The sequence below is a fragment of the Brevibacterium moorei genome, assembly GCF_024580735.1.
GTDB lineage: Bacteria > Actinomycetota > Actinomycetes > Actinomycetales > Brevibacteriaceae > Brevibacterium > Brevibacterium moorei.
This window is the reverse complement of record NZ_JANIJX010000007.1, coordinates 1-16,879: the sequence shown is the minus strand read 5'-3', so window position 1 is coordinate 16,879 and position 16,879 is coordinate 1. Positions and strand designations below refer to the sequence as shown.

The following is a 16,879-nucleotide window of genomic DNA, read 5'->3' as shown; positions in this document are numbered from 1 at the left end:
CGGTTCAGGCCAGCAAGAAGACGCCGCGTACGATCGTCACGACCCCGCCCAGGCCGGCCAGGACCACGGCGGTGCCGCGGGCAGTACCCATGGTGACGACCTTCGCCACGGCCCCGCCGATCCACATCCCCACCAGCACGGTGGCCACGATGATCGGCAGGATCCACCAGGGCGGCAGCTGTGCGGTGGTCACCGTGCCGGTGAGCAGTTTGACCGTCACGGAGAAGATGCCCATTGTCATGAAGGTCGGCTGCATGGTCGCGGCGAAGGACCGCTGGTTCCAGCGGGCGAACTTCGAGTAGATCACCATCGCAGGGGCCGCGACTCCCGCCGTGGTGTTGAGGAAGCCACCGATGATCCCGGCCGCGCCGGTGAGTGCGGAGGACGACAGATGCGGCAGGCGGGGTACCCCGAAGGTCAGCAGCAGGCCGATGACCACGATGACGCCGATGATGATGTCGAGCCAGGCGGGGTCCGTGTGCCCCACCAGCGCCGCGGCGGGAAAGGCGCCCACCAGGGCGGCGGGCGCGATGATGAGGTAGCGCTTCCAGTCGACCTCGTGGAAGACCGCCAACATGATCAGGAAGCCTGACACGATGGTCGCGGTGTTCGTCACGAACACGCCCAGTGCGGGCCCCAGCAGCAGGGTCAGCACGGGTGCGACGACCAGTCCCACTCCGGTGCCCGAGAGCCGCTGCAGGATCACCCCGATGAGCACCGCCACAATGATGAATGGCAGCAACGGCACAAAGGACACGTGCCTTCCCCCTTCTCCCCGACTCCGCATCGTCCATCCGACCGCGGAACAGTCCCACCCTGGACCTTCTCATTCTTACATCAGCCCGGCGCGCTCACATCAGCCCACCGGGTCCTTCCCCCGGCCGGGACCGCACCTGTAGGCTGGGCCACATGTCCACCGTCGTACTGTTCCACTCCGCCCTGGGACTGAACCCGGGTCTGCGCGAGATGGCCGAGCGCCTGCGCACAGCCGGCCACACCGTCCACACCCCCGATTACTACTCCGGCCATGTCTTCACCGACACCGCCGCCGGGATCGCCTACCGTGACGAGGCGACCTTCCCCGAATTAGCGCGCCGGGCCGCGGCCGAGGTCGAAGCCCTGCTCGCCGATGTCCCCGAACGCTCCGTGGTGTTCGGCGGCTTCTCCCTGGGGGCGGCGATGGCCCAGTCGATGGGCAAGCGCAATCCGAAGGCCGCGGGCGCACTGCTGTTCCATGCCGGCGGGGCGCCCAAGGCCACCTCTTGGCCGGCCGAGGTCCCCCTCCAGATCCATCACAGCGTCGACGATCCGTGGGTCGAATCGAGCCAGGTGGCGACCCTGGTGGACTCGGTCGCGGGGGCGGGCGCGCAGGCCTCCCACTTCGTCTATCCAGGGTCGGGGCACCTGTTCGCCGACCCCACGACGCCCGACTACGATGCGGCCCTGGCCGAACTCATGTGGGGCAGGGTGCTGCGCTTCCTCGACGCCGAGGTGTGACCCGCCGGTGACACCACGGGGAGAACCACCGGCACGGCCGCGGACGTCACCGCCTCGGATGTAGCGGCCCTCACGGGGTGGATCAGCAGACGTTCAGGGGTGTCGCGCTAGGATTGTTTACAGACTTTTTCAGGCTGTCCGGTCACAGCGCTCACAAATTACGAACGGATGCTTTTGAACGGCAACACGACATTCCGGCACTCAAACGTGGCTCTTCTCTCGGTCGTGGAGGTCACGGCCCCCAATGAAGTGACATCCGATTCGTTCGACGAGGAGCTGGCCTCCACGCTCGAACACCTGCACCTGCCCAAGCGCCTGCTGCAGCGGGTGGCCGGGGTGAACGCGCGCCGCAACTGGGACGATCCGCATGATTTCATCGCCGGTGCCGCCCAGGCCGGCCGCGATGCGCTGGCCCGGTCGGGGGTCCCGGCCGAGTCGATCGGCCTGATGATCAACACCTCGGTGACCCGCGAGTCCCTGGAGCCCTCCGTCGCGGTATCGGTCCACCACGGGATCGGGCTGCCCACCTCGGCGATGAACTTCGATATCGCCAATGCCTGCCTGGGCTTCGTCAACGGCATGACGCTGGCCGCGACGATGATCGATTCGGGACAGATCGACTATGCGCTCATCGTGGCCGGCGAGGACGCCTCCCGGGTGCAGCGCGCCACGATCAACCGGCTCTCCCGCGACGGCATCACGCGCGAGGAGTACCTCAACGAGTTCGCCTCCCTGACCCTGGGCTCGGGCGCCGCGGGCGCTGTGCTGGGCCGGGCAGACCGGCACCCGGAGGGCCACCGGATCCTAGGCGGGGTGACACGGGCGGCCACGTGGAACCACGGACTGTGCGTAGGCGACCACAACGGCATGTTCACCGATACCCAGGGCCTGCTGTCCAATGGCATGGAACTGGTCACCGCGGCCTGGCACGAGGCCCAGGCCAACGGCTGGGACTGGTCCGATATGGACCGCTACGTCACCCACCAGGTGTCCAACGTCCACTCCAACGCCATTTCCCGCGCGGTCGACCTGGATCCGGCGAAGATGCCCAAGACCTATCCCGTGCTGGGCAATGTGGGCCCGGCCTCCCTGCCCATCACCCTGGCCCGACAGGTCGACTCCCTGTCCGCCGGCGACCGGGTGCTGGCCATGGGCGTGGGCTCCGGTCTGAACACCGCGATGACGGAGATCATCTGGTGAGGCTTCCCGCACGGCCCGCCACCACAGTCGACGGCCTGCCCGAATGGGACGCGCGCTGGTCGCGGATCCTGACGGTGCGCACGGCCGATGGCCCCCACACCTTCCACCTGCTCGACACCCTGCCGGCGCTGCGCGAGGCCGGGATCGAACCGACCGGCACCATCGTGGCGGTGCACGGGAATCCGACCTGGTCCTATATGTGGCGCCGGCTGGCCGCCGAGTCCCTGCGCCGTGCGGGCACAGGGACATCGGGCAGCACCGGTGCCGAGGCGAACGCCGGCGCCTGGCGCGTGGTCGCGGTGGACCAGCTGGAGATGGGGTACTCCGAGCGCCTCGAACACGACGCCCTGCCCTCTCCCCGGGGCGAGGGCTACCGCCGGCTGGCCGAGCGGGTGGGCGACTTGGACGCCGTGGTCCACGCGATCCTGCCCGAAGCGCCCTCCACCCAGCGGCTCGTGACGATCGGCCACGACTGGGGCGGGGTCATCAGCCTGGGCTGGGCAACCCGCAATACGGACCTGATCGACGCGGTCATCAGCTGCAATACCGCAGTGCACCAGCCGGAGTCGGCCCCGGTGCCCGCTCCCCTGCAGGCGGCCCTGGCCGGCGGCCTGCTACCCACCTCGACCGTGCTGACCGACGCTTTCCTGCGGGTGAGCCTGTCGCTGTCGGAATCCATGGACCGGACCACTCGCAGGGCCTTCCGCTCGCCGTATCGACATCCGCGCGATCGCGGTGGGATCGGCGCCTTCGTCGCCGACATCCCGGTGGACGCCTCGCACCCCTCCGATGCCGAACTCCAGCGGATCGGTGCGGACATCGCCGCCTATGAGGGTCCCGCGCTGCTGCTGTGGGGGCCGAAGGACCCGGTTTTCTTGGAACGCTATCTGCGGGATTTGCGCCAGCGCCTGCCGCAGGCTGACCTGCACCGCTTCGAGAAGTTCAACCACCTGTTCACCGAGGACGTCCCCTATGCCGGGCTCGTCTTCGACTGGTTGGAACAGCACGTCCCCCACGCGGACACCCCTGCCGGCACTGCATCCGGTACCGGCGCCGCGGCCGGAGCCGGAGCCGAGGCGCCGGACCAGGACGGTACAGGCGCCCGGTCCGATGCGGCCTCGGCCCCGGCGGGGGCCGCTGCGGCCGATACCGACCCCGAGGCCGACGATCCGCCCTTCATCTTCGACGCGCTGGCCGCCCGCGGCGCCGAACGCGCCGTGGCCAGCGTCGATATGACCAAGCGGCCGGCCCAGGCGATCAGCTGGGCCCACCTGGCCGGCGTGGTCGATGCCATCGCCAAGGGCCTGGGGCAGCTGGGCCTGCAGAAGGGCGACCGGGTCAGCCTGCTGGTGACCCCCGGCAACAATCTGACGGCCGCGGCCTATGCCGTGCTCAAGGCCGGCGGCGTGGCCGTCGTCGCCGACGCCGGCCTGGGCCCGGCGGGGATGACCAGGGCGATCAAGTCCGCCGACCCACAGTGGATCATCGGCGAGGCCCCCGGCCTGGCCCTGGCACGCGGCGGCAATTGGCCGGGCCGCCGGATCTCCGTGAGCCCCATGGGCCTGCTGGCCCGCAAGGGCCTGCGCGTGGAGACCAGCCTGACCGAACTGTCCCGTACCCCGGTACCCCGCCAGGATATGAAGGCACCGGGCCGCAGTGCCGCCGCGCTGGTGGGCGAGCAGGCTCCGGGACTCGACGACGACGCCGCGATCCTCTTCACCTCCGGCTCCACGGGCCCGGCCAAGGGCGTGCGCTATACGCACCGCAGGCTCGGCGAACTGATCCGTCTGCTGGGCTCGCGGTTCCACGTGGAACGCGGATCCGGCCTGGTGGCGGGCTTCGCGCCCTTCGCACTGTTCGGACCCGGTCTGGGCGCCACCAGCGTCACCCCGGACATGTCGGTGACCAAGCCGCGCACCCTGAGGGCCGCGGCCCTGGCCGATGCGATCTCCGCGGCCGACTGCACCATGGCCTTCGCGTCCCCCGCCGCCTGGACGAACGTCGTGGCCACCGCCGATGAACTCGACGCCGAACAGCTCGAGGCCTTCGGGCGCATCGATCTGGTGCTCTCCGCCGGCGCCCCCGTACCGCTATCGCTGATGGACGAGCTGACCCACTGGTTCCCACGCGCGCAAATCCATTCGCCCTACGGAATGACCGAGGGCCTGCTGCTGACCGACATCGATCGCGACGGAGTGGCCGCCGCAGCCGCCGACCAGGACGATCACGGGGTCTGCGTCGGCACTCCGATCCCCGGTGTGCACCTGGCCCTGGCACCGCTGGACTCTCAGGGCGTGCCCGCCGAGGAGCTGCTCCTGGATCGGGAAGCCCACGGCAAGCTGGGCGAATTCGTCGTCAGCGCCCCGCACATCAAGGCCGGCTACGACAATCTGTGGAAGACCGATGAGCAGTCCAAGCGCGATACCGCCCTGGGGCTGACCTGGCACCGCACCAATGACATCGGCCATATCGACACCTCCGGGCGGGTCTGGCTGGAAGGACGCGTCCAGCACGTCATCACCGCGCCGGCGGGCCCCGTGGGCCCCGGCGGGATCGAGGCAGTGGTCGACGAACTGCACGGGGTCACCCGTTGTGCCGCGGTGGGCGTCGGGCCGGTGGGCACCCAGGCGATCGTAGTGGTGCTCGAACCCACCGCCGAGATGCCGGAGCCGGGTCAGGCTCCCCTGGAGATCACCGAGCAGGTCCGCTACACGGTGCAGCGGGTCCTGGGCCTGGACGTGGCAGCCGTGCTGATCCCGCCGAAATTCCCCACGGACATCCGCCACAACTCCAAGATCGACCGCTCGGCACTGGCCGACTGGGCCGCCACAGTGCTGGCCGGCGGTCCGGTGAGGAAGTTCTGATGCGCGTCCTGGTGACGGGGGCCTCGGGCCTGCTGGGCTCTTCGGTGGCACGCGCCCTGGTCGCGGACGGGCACACGGTGACCACCCTGCAGCGGCGCCCTTCCGGGGTGGACGGCGCACACGATGTGCTGGGCTCCACCACCGATTCCGAGGCGGTGGCCAGAGCCATGGCCGGCGCCGCCGCTCCGGGCCCGAGGGCCGGCCAGGACGGTGCTGCGCAGAGCGCCGCCGACGTGCCGGGTGCCGGCCAGGACGCCGTGGTGCACCTGGCGGCCAAGGTGTCCATGGCCGGTGACCCGGCCGATTTCGATCGGGTCAACATCGACGGCACCCGCAATGTCGTCACAGCCGCGCGGGAAGTCGGAGTGCCGCGCTTCGTGCACATCTCCTCGCCCTCGGTGGCCCATGCCGGGACCTCGATCGTGGGCGAGGGCGCGGGACCGGCGGATCCGCAGCGGGCCCGCGGCGACTACGCCAGGACCAAGGCCGCCGGCGAACTCATCGCCCTGGGCGCCGACGCAGATGACTTCCGGGTGCTGGTGCTGCGGCCCCATCTGATGTGGGGTCCCGGCGATGCCCAGTTGACGGAGCGGATCATCGACCGCGCCAAGGCGGGCAGTCTGCCGATCCTGGGCAGCGGGGCGATGCTGGTCGACACCCTGTTCGTCACGAACGCCGTGGACGCGATCGTTGCCGGACTGACCGCGGTGGACCGGGCGCACGGTCAATCCCTGGTGGTGACCAATGGGCAGCCCCGGCCGATCGGCGAACTGCTGCGGCGCATCGCGATCGCCGGAGGTGCGGCCGAACCGCACCTGCGGGTGCCCGCCGCGGTGGGACGGGCCGCGGGAACGGCGGTGGAACGGGTCTGGAACCTAAGCGAACACGACGACGAACCGCCGCTGACGCACTTCCTGGCAGAACAGCTGTCGACAGCGCACTGGTTCGACCAGCGCCGCACCCGTGAGGTCCTGGACTGGACGCCGGCGGTGTCGATCGAGCAGGGGCTGGAGCTGGTGGCCCGGGCATACGCCTGAAACCGGAACACGTCGTTTCCCCGCCGACACGGCCCTACAGTGGCGTGTTCATGGGCAAACGACGTGTTCCGACGTCCGGGCCCCTATTCCCGGGTGGCGCGGCGCAGCAGCTGTGCCTGCTGGGTGCGCACCGAGTCGCGCATCGAGTCCGCGCTGCGGCGCACCCTGGTGTCGCGGTCCCCGCCGCGGATCGCAATGTGCAGCCACTCCATCTGCCCGTCGAGCCGGCCGGCGGACTCCGCAGCATCGCGCAGGCCCTCCAGTAGGTTTTCCGGAACCTCGCGGTCGTACTTGTAGTAGATCTTGTGCTCCAGGCTCGCCCAGAAGTCCATTGCGATGGTGCGCAGCTGGATCTCGACCACGGTGTCGACCTGGCCGGTGGACAGAAAGACCGGTACCTTGACGATAAGGTGCAGGCTGCGGTAGCCGTTGGGCTTGGGCCGGGCGATGTAGTCCTTGACCTGCAGAATCTGGATGTCGTCCTGCCCGCTGAGCAGTTCGAACACATGGTAGACATCTGTCACGAAGCTGCAGACCACGCGCACTCCGGCGATATCGGTCAGATTCTCCCGCAGTTCATCCAGGTCCCCCGACAGGCCACGGCGCCTGATCTTGTCCATGATGGATTCCGGGGACTTCAACCGGGAGCTGATGTGCTCGATCGGGTTGTACTCGCCCAGTTCTTCGAATTCCTCGACCAGATTGTTCAACTTGGTCGTGACCGTGTCGATGCCGAACTTATAGGGAAGCAGGAACCGGGTGACCTCGGATTTGAGATCCTGGAACCGACCGCGCAGTTCCTCCCGCCCGTCTTCGGTCAGGGCCGGCGCGCTACCGCCGTCCAGGGCGCGGCCCAGCATTCGGCCGAGTTCGCTCAGGACCTTGCGTTCGCGCGGGGTTATGTCGGGGGTCATCTCACTCACGTGAGCAACCCTAGTGCCGGAAATTGAAACCTGGCTGGGTCTTGCGGGGGTCTGCGTTCCCCGCACGGGCCGGCACGTTGAACCGACCGGCGGTGCGCGCAGGCGTACCAGCTCGGACGCGGTACCGCCAGTTTCCGTGATGCAACGCACGTCGGCTACTGTGGGCGCTACAGACAATCCCCAGCCCATCGAGGAGGATCGGCACCCCATGTCAACGACACCGAATCCCTATGAAGTGGCCGCAGCGCGCGCCGCAACCGACCCGGAGTCCTTCTGGCTCGAAGCCGCAGACCTGATCTCGTGGACCAAGAAGCCCACCAAAGCGGTCGACGACAGCCGTGCGCCCATCTACCGCTGGTTCCCCGACGGCGAACTCAATGTCGCCTACAACGCACTGGACCGCCACGTCGAGGCCGGCCGCGGCGCCGACGCGGCCCTGATCTACGACTCGCCGGTCACCGGCACCAAGCGCACCTACAGCTATGCGGAACTGACGGACTTGGTCGCCCGCTTCGCCCAGGGCCTGGCCGATCACGGCGTGGTCAAGGGTGACCGGGTCGTCATCTACATGCCGATGATCCCCGAAGCGGTCATCGCCATGCTGGCCTGCGCCCGGCTGGGAGCGATCCACTCGGTGGTATTCGGGGGCTTCTCCGCGGCGGAACTGGCCGTGCGCATCGACGACACCGCCCCCAAGGCGATCGTGGCGGCCAGCTGCGGCGTGGAGCCCAAGCGCATCGTCGACTACAAACCGCTGCTGGACCAGGCGATCGAGCTGGCGGCCGCGAAGCCGGAGTTCGTCGTCGTCAAGCAGCGCGAGCAGCAGCCGGGCGACCTCGTCGCCGGCCGCGATCTGGACTTCGACGAGCTGCTGGAGGCCACGCAGAAGCAGGCGCCGTGCACCCCGGTGAAGGCCACCGACGAGCTCTACGTGCTCTACACCTCGGGCACCACGGGCAAGCCCAAGGGGATCGTGCGCGACTCCGGCGGCTATGCCACCGCGCTGGCCTGGTCGATGCCCAACCTGTTCGACCTGCACCCGGGCGACACGATGTTCACCGCCTCCGATGTTGGCTGGGTCGTGGGCCACAGCTACATCGTCTATGCTCCCCTGCTGGCCGGAGTCACCACGGTGCTGTTCGAGGGCAAGCCGATCGGCACGCCCGATGCCGGCACCTTCTTCCGCGTGGTCAGCGAACACAAGGCCAATGTCTTCTTCGCCGCGCCCACCGCCATGCGCGTCATCCGCAAGGAGGACCCGGAGGGCGAACTCATGAAGAAGTACGACATGGACCAGCTGCACGCCTGGTACATGGCCGGCGAGCGCCTGGACCCGGACACCTACGAGTGGACCACGGAGAAGCTCAAGGAGGCCACGGGCCGCGATATCCCGGTCATCGACAACTGGTGGCAGACGGAGACCGGCTGGCCCATCGCGACGAATCCGATCGGCCTACACAAGTACCCGCTCAAGGCCGGCTCCCCCACCCTGCCGACCCCCGGCTACCAGGTGGAGATCCTCGACGCCGCGGGCAACCGGGTGCCGGCGGGCCAGGACGGCCTGGTGGTCGTCAAGCTGCCGCTGCCGCCGGGCACCATGGCCACGGTGTGGGGCGATGACGAGCGGTTCATCTCCTCCTATCTGTCTGCCTTCGACGGCTACTACCTGACCGGTGACGGCGGCTATCTGGACGAGGACGGCTACGTCTACGTCATGGGCCGCACCGACGATGTCATCAATGTGGCCGGCCACCGCCTGTCCACCGGTGTGCTCGAGGCCGCGATCGCCGCGCATCCGGCCGTGGCCGAGTGCGCCGTGATCGGCGTGTACGACGAGACCAAGGGCCAGGTTCCGCGCGCATTCGTGGTGTTGAAGAATCTGCCAGACGGTGTGCCCCAGGACATCCGGGATTCGCTGGTCAAGCAGGTGCGCACCGAGGTGGGCCCGGTTGCGGCGCTGAAACAGGTCGACATCGTCGATGCCCTGCCCAAGACCCGCTCGGGCAAGATTCTGCGCAAGACGATGCGCGAGATCGCCGACGGCAAGGCGAATGTCGTGGTGCCCTCGACGATCGAGGACGCGGGCGTATTGGACAACCTGCGCGGGGCCCTGTCGGGCAACTGACGCGCAGTCCTGCACCGTTCCACACGGATGCCCCGGAAGCGGGGTGATGACCAGGTATACCGGGTCATCACCCCGCTTCCGGGGCATCCGTGGTCGTCTGTGGTGTGGAGCGTGCCCGTCAGTCGTTGGCGATGTCGAAGGGGTCGGTGACATCCGACCGGCCCAGGGCACGGGCGGCTGCCAGGAAACCGGTGCGGATGTGATCGGCCATCAGTGCGCCGGCACCCTCGGCGTCGACGGCATGGGCCGCGTCCAGCAGTTCGGCGTGTTCATCGGTGGATTCGCCCGTGCGCACATCGTCGTCGAGGGTCAGGTCCCATGGGAAGGCGTCCCATTTGTTCGCGATCTCCGCGGCGAGGCCCGGTGAACCGGCGCGCTCGTAGAAGAAGAAGTGGAAGTCCCGGGTGAGTTTGTTACGGCCGGGTCCGTCACCGGCGGCCACCGCCGCGCGCAGATCTGCCAGGATGCGCTGGGCGCCCTGGAGTTCGAACCGGGAGATCCGCAACACCGCCCTGCGCATCGCATAGGGTTCGAGCAGCATCCGGATCTGGTAGAGGCCGGTCACCCAGCCGAAGTCCACCCCGGCCACCCGTACTCCACGGTGCGCCTCGGAAATCACCAGGCCGTCGGACTCCAGGCGTTGCAGGGCCTCGCGCACGGGGGTGATCGAGGCGTCGAACCAGTGTGCCACCTGGTCCTGGCGCAATCGCACCCCGCGTTCCAGCTCGCCGGAGAGGATTCGCCGGCGCAGTGCCTCTGCGATGATGTCGCGTTTCGTCTGCATCGGGGACTCCTTGTTCGTCGCGGCATATCATGCATTATCCTTAAGAAAATATATCAACGAAGATACGCGCCGTCGTGCGCCTGGGAGGAGTTCCGTGATCAGCGAAGAAGAACAGGCCATGGTCGACACCGTCGCGGCCTGGATCGACGCCGAGGTCAAACCGACCGTGGGCGAATTCGAGAAGTCGGGACAGTACCCCACCGACTGGATCGACCAGATGAAGGAGATGGGGATCTTCGGCCTGGCGATCGCCGAGCCCTGGGGCTACGGCGGAGTCTCCGGCGAGGCCTACGCCATGATCGCCGCCGAGCTGGCCCGCGGCTGGATGACCCTGGCCGGCGCCATGGGCGGGCACACCGTCGTGGCCAAGCTGCTCCAGCTCTACGGCACGCGCGAACAGCAGGACAAGTACCTGCCGGGGATGGCCACCGGTGAGATCCGCGCGACCATGGCGCTGACCGAACCCGGCGGCGGATCCGACCTGCAGGCCATGACGACCCACGCCGACTTCGACGAGGCCGCCGGAGAATACGTCATCAACGGCGCCAAGACCTGGATCACCAATGCCAGGAAGGCAGACGTCACCGCCCTGCTGCTCAAGACCGACCCGAACGCGCAGCCGCGCCACTCGGGGATCTCGATCCTGCTGGTGGAGAAGGTCCCCGGCTTCGAGGTCTCCCGCGATCTGCCCAAACTGGGCTACAAGGGCATCGAGAGCTGCGAACTGTCCTTCGCCGACGCCCGCGTGCCGGCCGACGCCCTGCTGGGCGGGGTCGAGGGCAAGGGCTTCGCGCAGATGATGAAGGGCCTGGAGACCGGCCGGCTCAACGTCGCCGCGCGCTCGGTCGGGGTGGCCCAGGCCGCACTGGACGACGCGGTGCGCTACGCCCAGGAACGCGAGTCCATGGGCAAACCGATCTGGAAGCACCAGGCGGTGGGCAATCTGCTGGCGACGATGGCCACCAAGACCGAGGCAGCCCGCCAGCTACTGCTGCACGCCGCGCGCACCTACGACGCCGGCGGCCGGGTGGACATGGAGGCCGGGATGGCCAAGCTCTACGCCTCCGAGGTGGCCGCCGAGGTGGCGCTCGACGCGATCCGGGTGCACGGCGGGTACGGTTACTCCACGGAGTACAGCCCGGAGCGCTACTACCGCGACGCGCCGCTGATGATCGTGGGCGAGGGCACCAACGAGATCCAGAAGAACGTCATCGCCGGCCAGCTCATCAAGCGCAACACGATCTGAACGCACCACGTCCGAACGCACCACGATCCGGATGCACGACAACCCGAAGGAGACCAATATGACCACGCACTTCGGCTGGCAGGGCCGCTACTTCGAGGACTTCACCATCGGCGACGTCTTCGAACACCCCCTGGGCCGGACCATCACGAGCACCGACAACACCTGGTTCACGCTGCTGACCCAGAACACCGCGCCCGTGCACTTCGACCACGAATACGCCAAGCGCACCGAATTCGGCAAGCCCCTGGTGAACTCGACCCTGACGGTGGCCCTGATCACCGGGCAGAGCGTCACCGATGTCTCGCAGAACGTATTCGCAAACCTGGCCTGGGACAAGATCGTCCTGCCCCACCCCCTGTTCGAGGGCGACACCCTGCGCTCGCGTTCCACGGTGACGGCCACCAGGGAGTCCAAGTCCCGGCCGAACATCGGGATCGTGACTGTGCACTCTGAGGGCTACAACCAGCACGGGGACGTGGTGTGCGCCTTCGAGCGCACCGTCATGGTCTACCGCCGCGGCCACGGCCCCAATGCCGAGCGGGTCGCCGAACTCGAGGGCTGAGCAAGGCAGTCCGGTCGCCCGGCACTGGCGGTGCAAGCCGCACAGGCAGTGGGTGCTACACAAGCAGTGCGTGCCGCGCAGGCAGTGCGTGCTACACAAGCAGTGAGTGCCGCGCAGGCAGTGCAGGGCGACCAAGCTCACGCCGAACATTACGATTTGGTCACAGCGTCCGTTCGGGTTCGGCTCCTACACTGGGAGACATGCTCTCGACGAACTCGACTAGAAGGCGTCCCGCGCGCCGCCGAGGCGCCGGTGCGACGGGCGCTCGTGCAACCTCGCGCGCAGCGGCCCGACAGAAGCGATCGGGAAGGGCCGGGCACAGGGCCACCGCAATCGCGGCATCGGTCATGGTCGTGCTCATGGTCGCAGTCGGCGGCATCGTCTGGGCCGGCAATGTCCTCAGCTCCCCGCATGCCCCGCAGACGGTGCGCAGCCTGCATCTGACGGCCGATAATCTGACGTCTGCGCAGTCGACGAACGCGCAGACGATCATCGGCGTGGGCAAGACCGCCAAGGTGGGCGAGGACGGGATCGTCGTAGCGCTGATGACTGCGCTCCAGGAGAGCACTCTGTACAACCTGGACCACGGCGACAGAGATTCCAGGGGCCTGTTCCAGCAGCGCCCCAGCCAGCAATGGGGCACCGACGAGCAGGTGCAGGATCCGGTCTACTCCGCCCGTGCCTTCTACGGGATCAACCCGCAGTGCCCCAATGTGGGACTCAAACAGGTCAAGGGCTGGAAGACCATGGAGAAGAACGACGCGGCCCAGACCGTGCAGGCCTCCGGCTACCCCGAGGCCTACGCCAAATGGGAGCAGACCGCCTATGACATCCTATCGAAGTACGGCGACTCCCCTGCGATCTGAACGCACTGTTCAGCCCCAAGTTCTCACAGTCCCAGCGGCAACGACCCCGGTGACAGGTTCGGGCTGCTCAGGGACGGGTTCGGGGGCGGCTGCTGTATTCGCGGCGGCCTCGACTAGAATCCGGTGACGTGGACAACTCTTCAGCGCATACGCACCAAGTCGACGCCCAGCTGCCGGAAAAGGTGGCCCCGGGCGCCCTGGAGCATGCGGCCGAGGTCTTCAAGGCCCTGTCCACCACCTCGCGACTGCGCATCCTGCTGACCCTGACCGCCCGCAGCGCCTCGGTGTCCGAGATCGTCGACGAGACCGGCTTGTCCCAGCCGTTGGTATCCCAGCACCTCAAGCTGCTGCGCGGCCTACACCTGGTGACGGTGGAGCGCGTGGGGCGCGAGGCCATCTACTCCCTCGCCGACGACCACGTCAGCCACGTCATCATCGACGCACTGGCGCACGTGGAGGAGTAGGGCGGGGCCACCCTGCGCATCGCGCATTGACACCTTCTGCGCCTGCCTGATATTTATCGATAAACGTTGTTAACGACAATCGATAAGGACACCGGATATGAGCCTTTGGCCAGTGTGGTTGATCATCGCGGTACTGGCCGTCATCGGCATGATCATCGCGAGCCTCGCAGTGGTCGCCGGAGCGGGTCGGACGGACCGCGGACCCGTGATCGTGCGCCTGACTCTGTGGTGCGCCACCATCGTCACAGTCTTCACGCTGCTCGGAGCGATCACCAATACCGCGGTGGCACTGCTGAACGATCAGACGGCGATCACACTCACCGTCGAGCCCTTCTGGCCCACCCTTCCCGCAGGCGCGCACATAGAGGGCCCAACGGCTCATTTGGAGGACGGAGGGTTGACCTCAGGAGAGGTTCTGCTGTCCGGCCTGTCCGCCTCAACCAAGATCTGCTGGGCGATCGGCCAGGGACTCGCCTGGCTCCTGCCGGCCACGCTGGCCTTCCTAGTGTCTGTCATGTGCCGCAAGCTCTTAGCCGGCCAGGCCTTCTCCCCCGTCGTATCCCGTCTGACTCTGATCGCAGCGTTCGTCATCGCCATCGGCGGCATCGCTATGGCGATCCTGGCGGATACCGCCAGCTCCCTGGCCGCACAGCAACTGTTGGAGTACACCGGAGCCGAGGTTCCCGAAACCGGTGGGAAGATCGACTGGCTCGGGGACATGTGGCCCCAAGCCGGTGGCGGAATCGGCATCCCCCTCTGGCCAATTGGCGCTGGGCTGGGACTTGCAGCCCTGTCGGTCGCGTTCCGCTATGGCACACGGCTCGAACACGAGACCGAGGGGCTCATTTGAGCCCGGCCGAACCCACTGGTGAACACCGGGTGCACTGCCGGCTCGATGCGCTCTTGGCCGAGCGGGGAATGACGGTTACCGAACTCAGTCACCTTGTCGGGGTGAGCCCGGTGAACCTGTCAGTATTGAAGAACGACCGGGCCAGGGCAGTGCGCTTCACCACCCTCACCGCGATCTGCACAGTGCTGGACTGCCAGGTGGGCGATCTGTTCGAAATCCTCTGACCCAGCCGCTCAGGCCCCCTGATAGCCCCGCTGGAACGCCTTGATCCGCTCCAGGGCCTCGGCCACGGCCTCGGGTCCGGCCGCCAAGGACAGGCGCACGGCGGAATTGCCCTCGATCGTGTCGAAGTCGGTGCCCGGTGACAGCGCGACAGCCTGCTGGTCCATCAACGCAGAGCAGTACTCGGTGGCGTTGGCATAGGGGCCCAGGATGTTGTCGACCTTCGCGTACATGTAGAAGGCGCCATCGGCCGGGGCCACGTCATACCAGCCCAGTTCCGGAATCGCGTCGAGCACCATCTGCCGGGCCTTGGCGAAACCGTTGAGGGCCTCGAAACCCTCCTGGTAGGACCGCTCGGTGAAGGCCTCGACCGCTGCGACCTGGCTGGGCACGGGCGGGCACAGCGTGAAGTTGCCTGCCAGGCCGGACATGGCCGAGGCGACGTTCTCCGGCACGATCGCCCAGCCCAGACGCCAGCCGGTCATACCCCAGAACTTGGAGAAACTGGAGATGACGATGGCGTCGGGGTTGATTTCGGCGGCCGTCACGCCCAGCGCATCGGGGGCGGACAAGTCGGTGGCGAAGGTCAGGCCCTGGTAGATCTCATCGGAGACCAGGCGGACGCCGTTGGCCGTGCACCAGTCGGAGATCTCGGTCAGCTGGGCTCGGTCGAGCATCGTGCCCGTCGGATTCGCGGGGCTGGCGATGACCAGGCCGGACAGCGGCGACTTCGCGTGTTCGGCCGCCAGTTGGGCGACCGTGGGCTGGTAGCGTTCGGCCGGGCCGCAGTCGAGTTCCACGACCTCCAAGCCGAGGCCGGCCAGAATGTTCTTGTACGCCGCATAACCGGGCCGGGCCAGGGCAACGCGCTGGCCCACATCGAACACGGCCAGGAACCCCAGGGTGAAGGCACCGGACGATCCGGTGGTCACGAAGACCCGATCAGGGTCCAGCTCGAGGCCGTACCAGCGCTTGTAGTGCCCGGCGATGGCCTGGCGCAGCGCGGGAATGCCGTTGACGGGGGAATAGCCCAGGTTCGTCCCATCGGTGAAGACCTTGGCGGCGCGTTCGCGCACATCGGTGGGCGCGCCCTGACTGGGCTCCCCCACGCATAGGGAGATGACATGTCGGCCCTCGGCAGCCATCTTGGCAGCACGGGCGACGATGTCCATGACGAAGAACGGGCTGACTGCGCTGCGTTCGGAGACTCCGAGGCGGGGAACGGTGTTTTCGGTCATATCCTCACACTAACGCGTCCACCGGACCCGACCGACAGGATACCCCGATTCGTTCGCCGGCTATCGGTGATCGTCCATCGGGCATCGTCTATCGGGCATCACCCGAACAGGTGTCCTTTGAGGTGGGCACCGCTTAGGCCGCTCAGGTTGAGTCCCCGCGTCTTTTCGGTGGTACTCGCGGGTTGGGTGTTCCTCGGGTGGGGTGCCGGCGCCTTTCGGTGGTACTCGCGAGTTGGATGCTAGTCGGGTTGAGTTCCCGCGCCTTGTCTGTCGTGTCAGATGCGCGCGCATACCCTGCCACCCAGCGCATCTGCTACCACCGAAACAGACGAGCGCTACTCGGCAAACATCGGAAACCAGTTTCGAATAAACCCTTCCCATTATGAGTGACACACGCTACACTTGAAGTAGGTCAGGAAACCCGAATCGGACAGTGAAGTCCCCTTCGGTTTTACGGCTCGTCTTCCCCGACACAGTCACAACACGCGTGTAGCCAGTTCGGCCGGCGTTTCGGTTGGGATACGGAAGGAGGGAAGAAGTCATGACCATCGATTCCACCCTCCCACGTGCTGGTTCCCCCGATCCGGATGAACCCGTAGGCTCGTCCGGAAACCGTCAGGATTCTGTAGGCGGCAGTCCTGGCCATCTTCCGGACTCGGCTGATGGTGCCAGGGTCTTCGCCCGCCCGGCGGACCCCTTTTTGACTTCTGAAGATTGGGAGCGTCTACAGGAGATCGCTCCGGAACTCGCTGTTGCGGCTGAGTCACTCGCTGGTCTGGGTGCCGGTGTGGGCACGGATCCCAGTCTCGACGCTTCCGACCTGCTCCTGGTGCTCAAGGGAATCGAACACCTGTCCCGCGTGACCGCCTCAACGGAGGCTGTTGTTCTGGCGCGGGCCGAATACGAGGTGCCCACTGTTGATTATGGTGCGAAGACTCTTCCGGCCCTGGTGACTCGCCTGTTGAGGATTGATGGGGCGGCCGCGAGGCGGCGGGTGCGGT

At 67.3% G+C, this 16,879-nt stretch carries 16 protein-coding genes; 12 read left to right on the top strand and 4 right to left on the bottom strand.

The annotated features are described in order from the left end of the window. Positions 1-4: 4 nt before the first annotated feature. On the bottom strand, positions 5-757 hold the full coding sequence (locus NQ034_RS06605) for a TSUP family transporter (RefSeq protein WP_257047796.1): 753 nt from the start codon (positions 755-757) through the stop codon (positions 5-7). A 152-nt stretch (positions 758-909) separates the two neighbouring features. Here NQ034_RS06605 and NQ034_RS06600 point away from each other — a divergent pair, with 152 nt between their 5' ends. From NQ034_RS06600 to NQ034_RS06585, 4 genes are all read left to right on the top strand, one after another. Beyond that, positions 910-1,497, top strand: a complete 588-nt coding sequence (locus NQ034_RS06600; protein ID WP_257047795.1) for a dienelactone hydrolase family protein — start codon at positions 910-912, stop codon at positions 1,495-1,497. Between the two features lie 168 nt (positions 1,498-1,665). After that, a complete protein-coding gene (locus tag NQ034_RS06595) occupies positions 1,666-2,697 on the top strand; it encodes a 3-oxoacyl-ACP synthase III (RefSeq protein ID WP_257047792.1) in 1,032 nt (343 codons plus the stop codon). Then, positions 2,694-5,561, top strand: a complete 2,868-nt coding sequence (locus NQ034_RS06590; protein WP_257047791.1) for an alpha/beta fold hydrolase — start codon at positions 2,694-2,696, stop codon at positions 5,559-5,561. The genes NQ034_RS06595 and NQ034_RS06590 overlap by 4 nt, the downstream gene beginning before the upstream one ends. After that, positions 5,561-6,598 (top strand): NAD-dependent epimerase/dehydratase family protein, encoded by a 1,038-nt coding sequence (locus NQ034_RS06585; protein ID WP_257047790.1) that lies wholly within the window; start codon positions 5,561-5,563, stop codon positions 6,596-6,598. Before NQ034_RS06590 ends, NQ034_RS06585 begins: the two co-directional genes overlap by 1 nt. 83 nt (positions 6,599-6,681) lie before the next feature. Here NQ034_RS06585 and NQ034_RS06580 read toward each other — a convergent pair whose 3' ends face one another. Next, entirely contained in the window at positions 6,682-7,512 is an 831-nt protein-coding gene (locus NQ034_RS06580) for a GTP pyrophosphokinase (RefSeq protein ID WP_306427876.1), read from the bottom strand. 217 nt (positions 7,513-7,729) lie between these two features. On the opposite strand from NQ034_RS06580, the gene NQ034_RS06575 reads away from it, so the two are divergent. Further along, positions 7,730-9,646, top strand: a complete 1,917-nt coding sequence (locus tag NQ034_RS06575; RefSeq protein ID WP_257047788.1) for an acetate--CoA ligase — start codon at positions 7,730-7,732, stop codon at positions 9,644-9,646. Between the two features lie 118 nt (positions 9,647-9,764). On the opposite strand, the gene NQ034_RS06570 is transcribed toward NQ034_RS06575, so the two are convergent. Then, complete coding sequence (locus NQ034_RS06570) at positions 9,765-10,430, bottom strand: GntR family transcriptional regulator (protein ID WP_257047787.1); 666 nt, start codon at positions 10,428-10,430, stop codon at positions 9,765-9,767. A gap of 94 nt (positions 10,431-10,524) precedes the next feature. Between NQ034_RS06570 and NQ034_RS06565 the strand changes: the two genes are divergently transcribed. The 6 genes from NQ034_RS06565 to NQ034_RS06540 all read left to right on the top strand — a co-directional run bounded on the left by NQ034_RS06565 (position 10,525) and on the right by NQ034_RS06540 (position 14,642). Continuing rightward, complete coding sequence (locus NQ034_RS06565; protein WP_257047786.1) at positions 10,525-11,676, top strand: acyl-CoA dehydrogenase family protein; 1,152 nt, start codon at positions 10,525-10,527, stop codon at positions 11,674-11,676. Between the two features lie 58 nt (positions 11,677-11,734). Beyond that, positions 11,735-12,238, top strand: a complete 504-nt coding sequence (locus NQ034_RS06560; protein ID WP_257047785.1) for a MaoC family dehydratase — start codon at positions 11,735-11,737, stop codon at positions 12,236-12,238. Positions 12,239-12,438: 200 nt separating this feature from the next. Continuing rightward, positions 12,439-13,104, top strand: coding sequence for a peptidoglycan-binding protein (locus NQ034_RS06555; protein WP_257047784.1), 666 nt, complete (start codon positions 12,439-12,441; stop codon positions 13,102-13,104). 182 nt (positions 13,105-13,286) lie between these two features. Next, positions 13,287-13,568: an ArsR/SmtB family transcription factor gene (locus NQ034_RS06550; RefSeq protein WP_257047909.1), complete on the top strand. Its 282-nt coding sequence runs from the start codon at positions 13,287-13,289 to the stop codon at positions 13,566-13,568. A 97-nt stretch (positions 13,569-13,665) separates the two neighbouring features. After that, a complete protein-coding gene (locus NQ034_RS06545; protein ID WP_257047783.1) occupies positions 13,666-14,418 on the top strand; it encodes a hypothetical protein in 753 nt (250 codons plus the stop codon). Next, the gene (locus NQ034_RS06540; RefSeq protein WP_257047782.1) at positions 14,415-14,642 is read left to right on the top strand and encodes a helix-turn-helix domain-containing protein; all 228 of its coding nucleotides are present in this window, start codon (positions 14,415-14,417) and stop codon (positions 14,640-14,642) included. The genes NQ034_RS06545 and NQ034_RS06540 overlap by 4 nt, the downstream gene beginning before the upstream one ends. A gap of 9 nt (positions 14,643-14,651) precedes the next feature. On the opposite strand, the gene NQ034_RS06535 is transcribed toward NQ034_RS06540, so the two are convergent. Further along, the gene (locus NQ034_RS06535; RefSeq protein WP_257047781.1) at positions 14,652-15,878 is read right to left on the bottom strand and encodes a pyridoxal phosphate-dependent aminotransferase; all 1,227 of its coding nucleotides are present in this window, start codon (positions 15,876-15,878) and stop codon (positions 14,652-14,654) included. A gap of 700 nt (positions 15,879-16,578) precedes the next feature. Here NQ034_RS06535 and NQ034_RS06530 point away from each other — a divergent pair. Next, positions 16,579-16,879, top strand: a 301-nt coding sequence (locus tag NQ034_RS06530) for a hypothetical protein (protein WP_257047780.1), incomplete at its 3' end; no start/stop codon positions are given.

Excerpts from the sequence above, each read along its gene's own strand:
- NQ034_RS06600 (WP_257047795.1), top strand. The coding sequence starts at position 910 with ATGTCCACCGTCGTACTGTTCCACTCCGCCCTGGGACTGAACCCGGGT.
- NQ034_RS06595 (WP_257047792.1), top strand. The coding sequence starts at position 1,666 with ATGCTTTTGAACGGCAACACGACATTCCGGCACTCAAACGTGGCTCTT.
- NQ034_RS06585 (WP_257047790.1), top strand. The coding sequence starts at position 5,561 with ATGCGCGTCCTGGTGACGGGGGCCTCGGGCCTGCTGGGCTCTTCGGTG.
- NQ034_RS06580 (WP_306427876.1), bottom strand. The coding sequence starts at position 7,512 with ATGACCCCCGACATAACCCCGCGCGAACGCAAGGTCCTGAGCGAACTC.
- NQ034_RS06575 (WP_257047788.1), top strand. The coding sequence starts at position 7,730 with ATGTCAACGACACCGAATCCCTATGAAGTGGCCGCAGCGCGCGCCGCA.
- NQ034_RS06570 (WP_257047787.1), bottom strand. The coding sequence starts at position 10,430 with ATGCAGACGAAACGCGACATCATCGCAGAGGCACTGCGCCGGCGAATC.
- NQ034_RS06560 (WP_257047785.1), top strand. The coding sequence starts at position 11,735 with ATGACCACGCACTTCGGCTGGCAGGGCCGCTACTTCGAGGACTTCACC.
- NQ034_RS06555 (WP_257047784.1), top strand. The coding sequence starts at position 12,439 with ATGCTCTCGACGAACTCGACTAGAAGGCGTCCCGCGCGCCGCCGAGGC.
- NQ034_RS06545 (WP_257047783.1), top strand. The coding sequence starts at position 13,666 with ATGAGCCTTTGGCCAGTGTGGTTGATCATCGCGGTACTGGCCGTCATC.
- NQ034_RS06535 (WP_257047781.1), bottom strand. The coding sequence starts at position 15,878 with ATGACCGAAAACACCGTTCCCCGCCTCGGAGTCTCCGAACGCAGCGCA.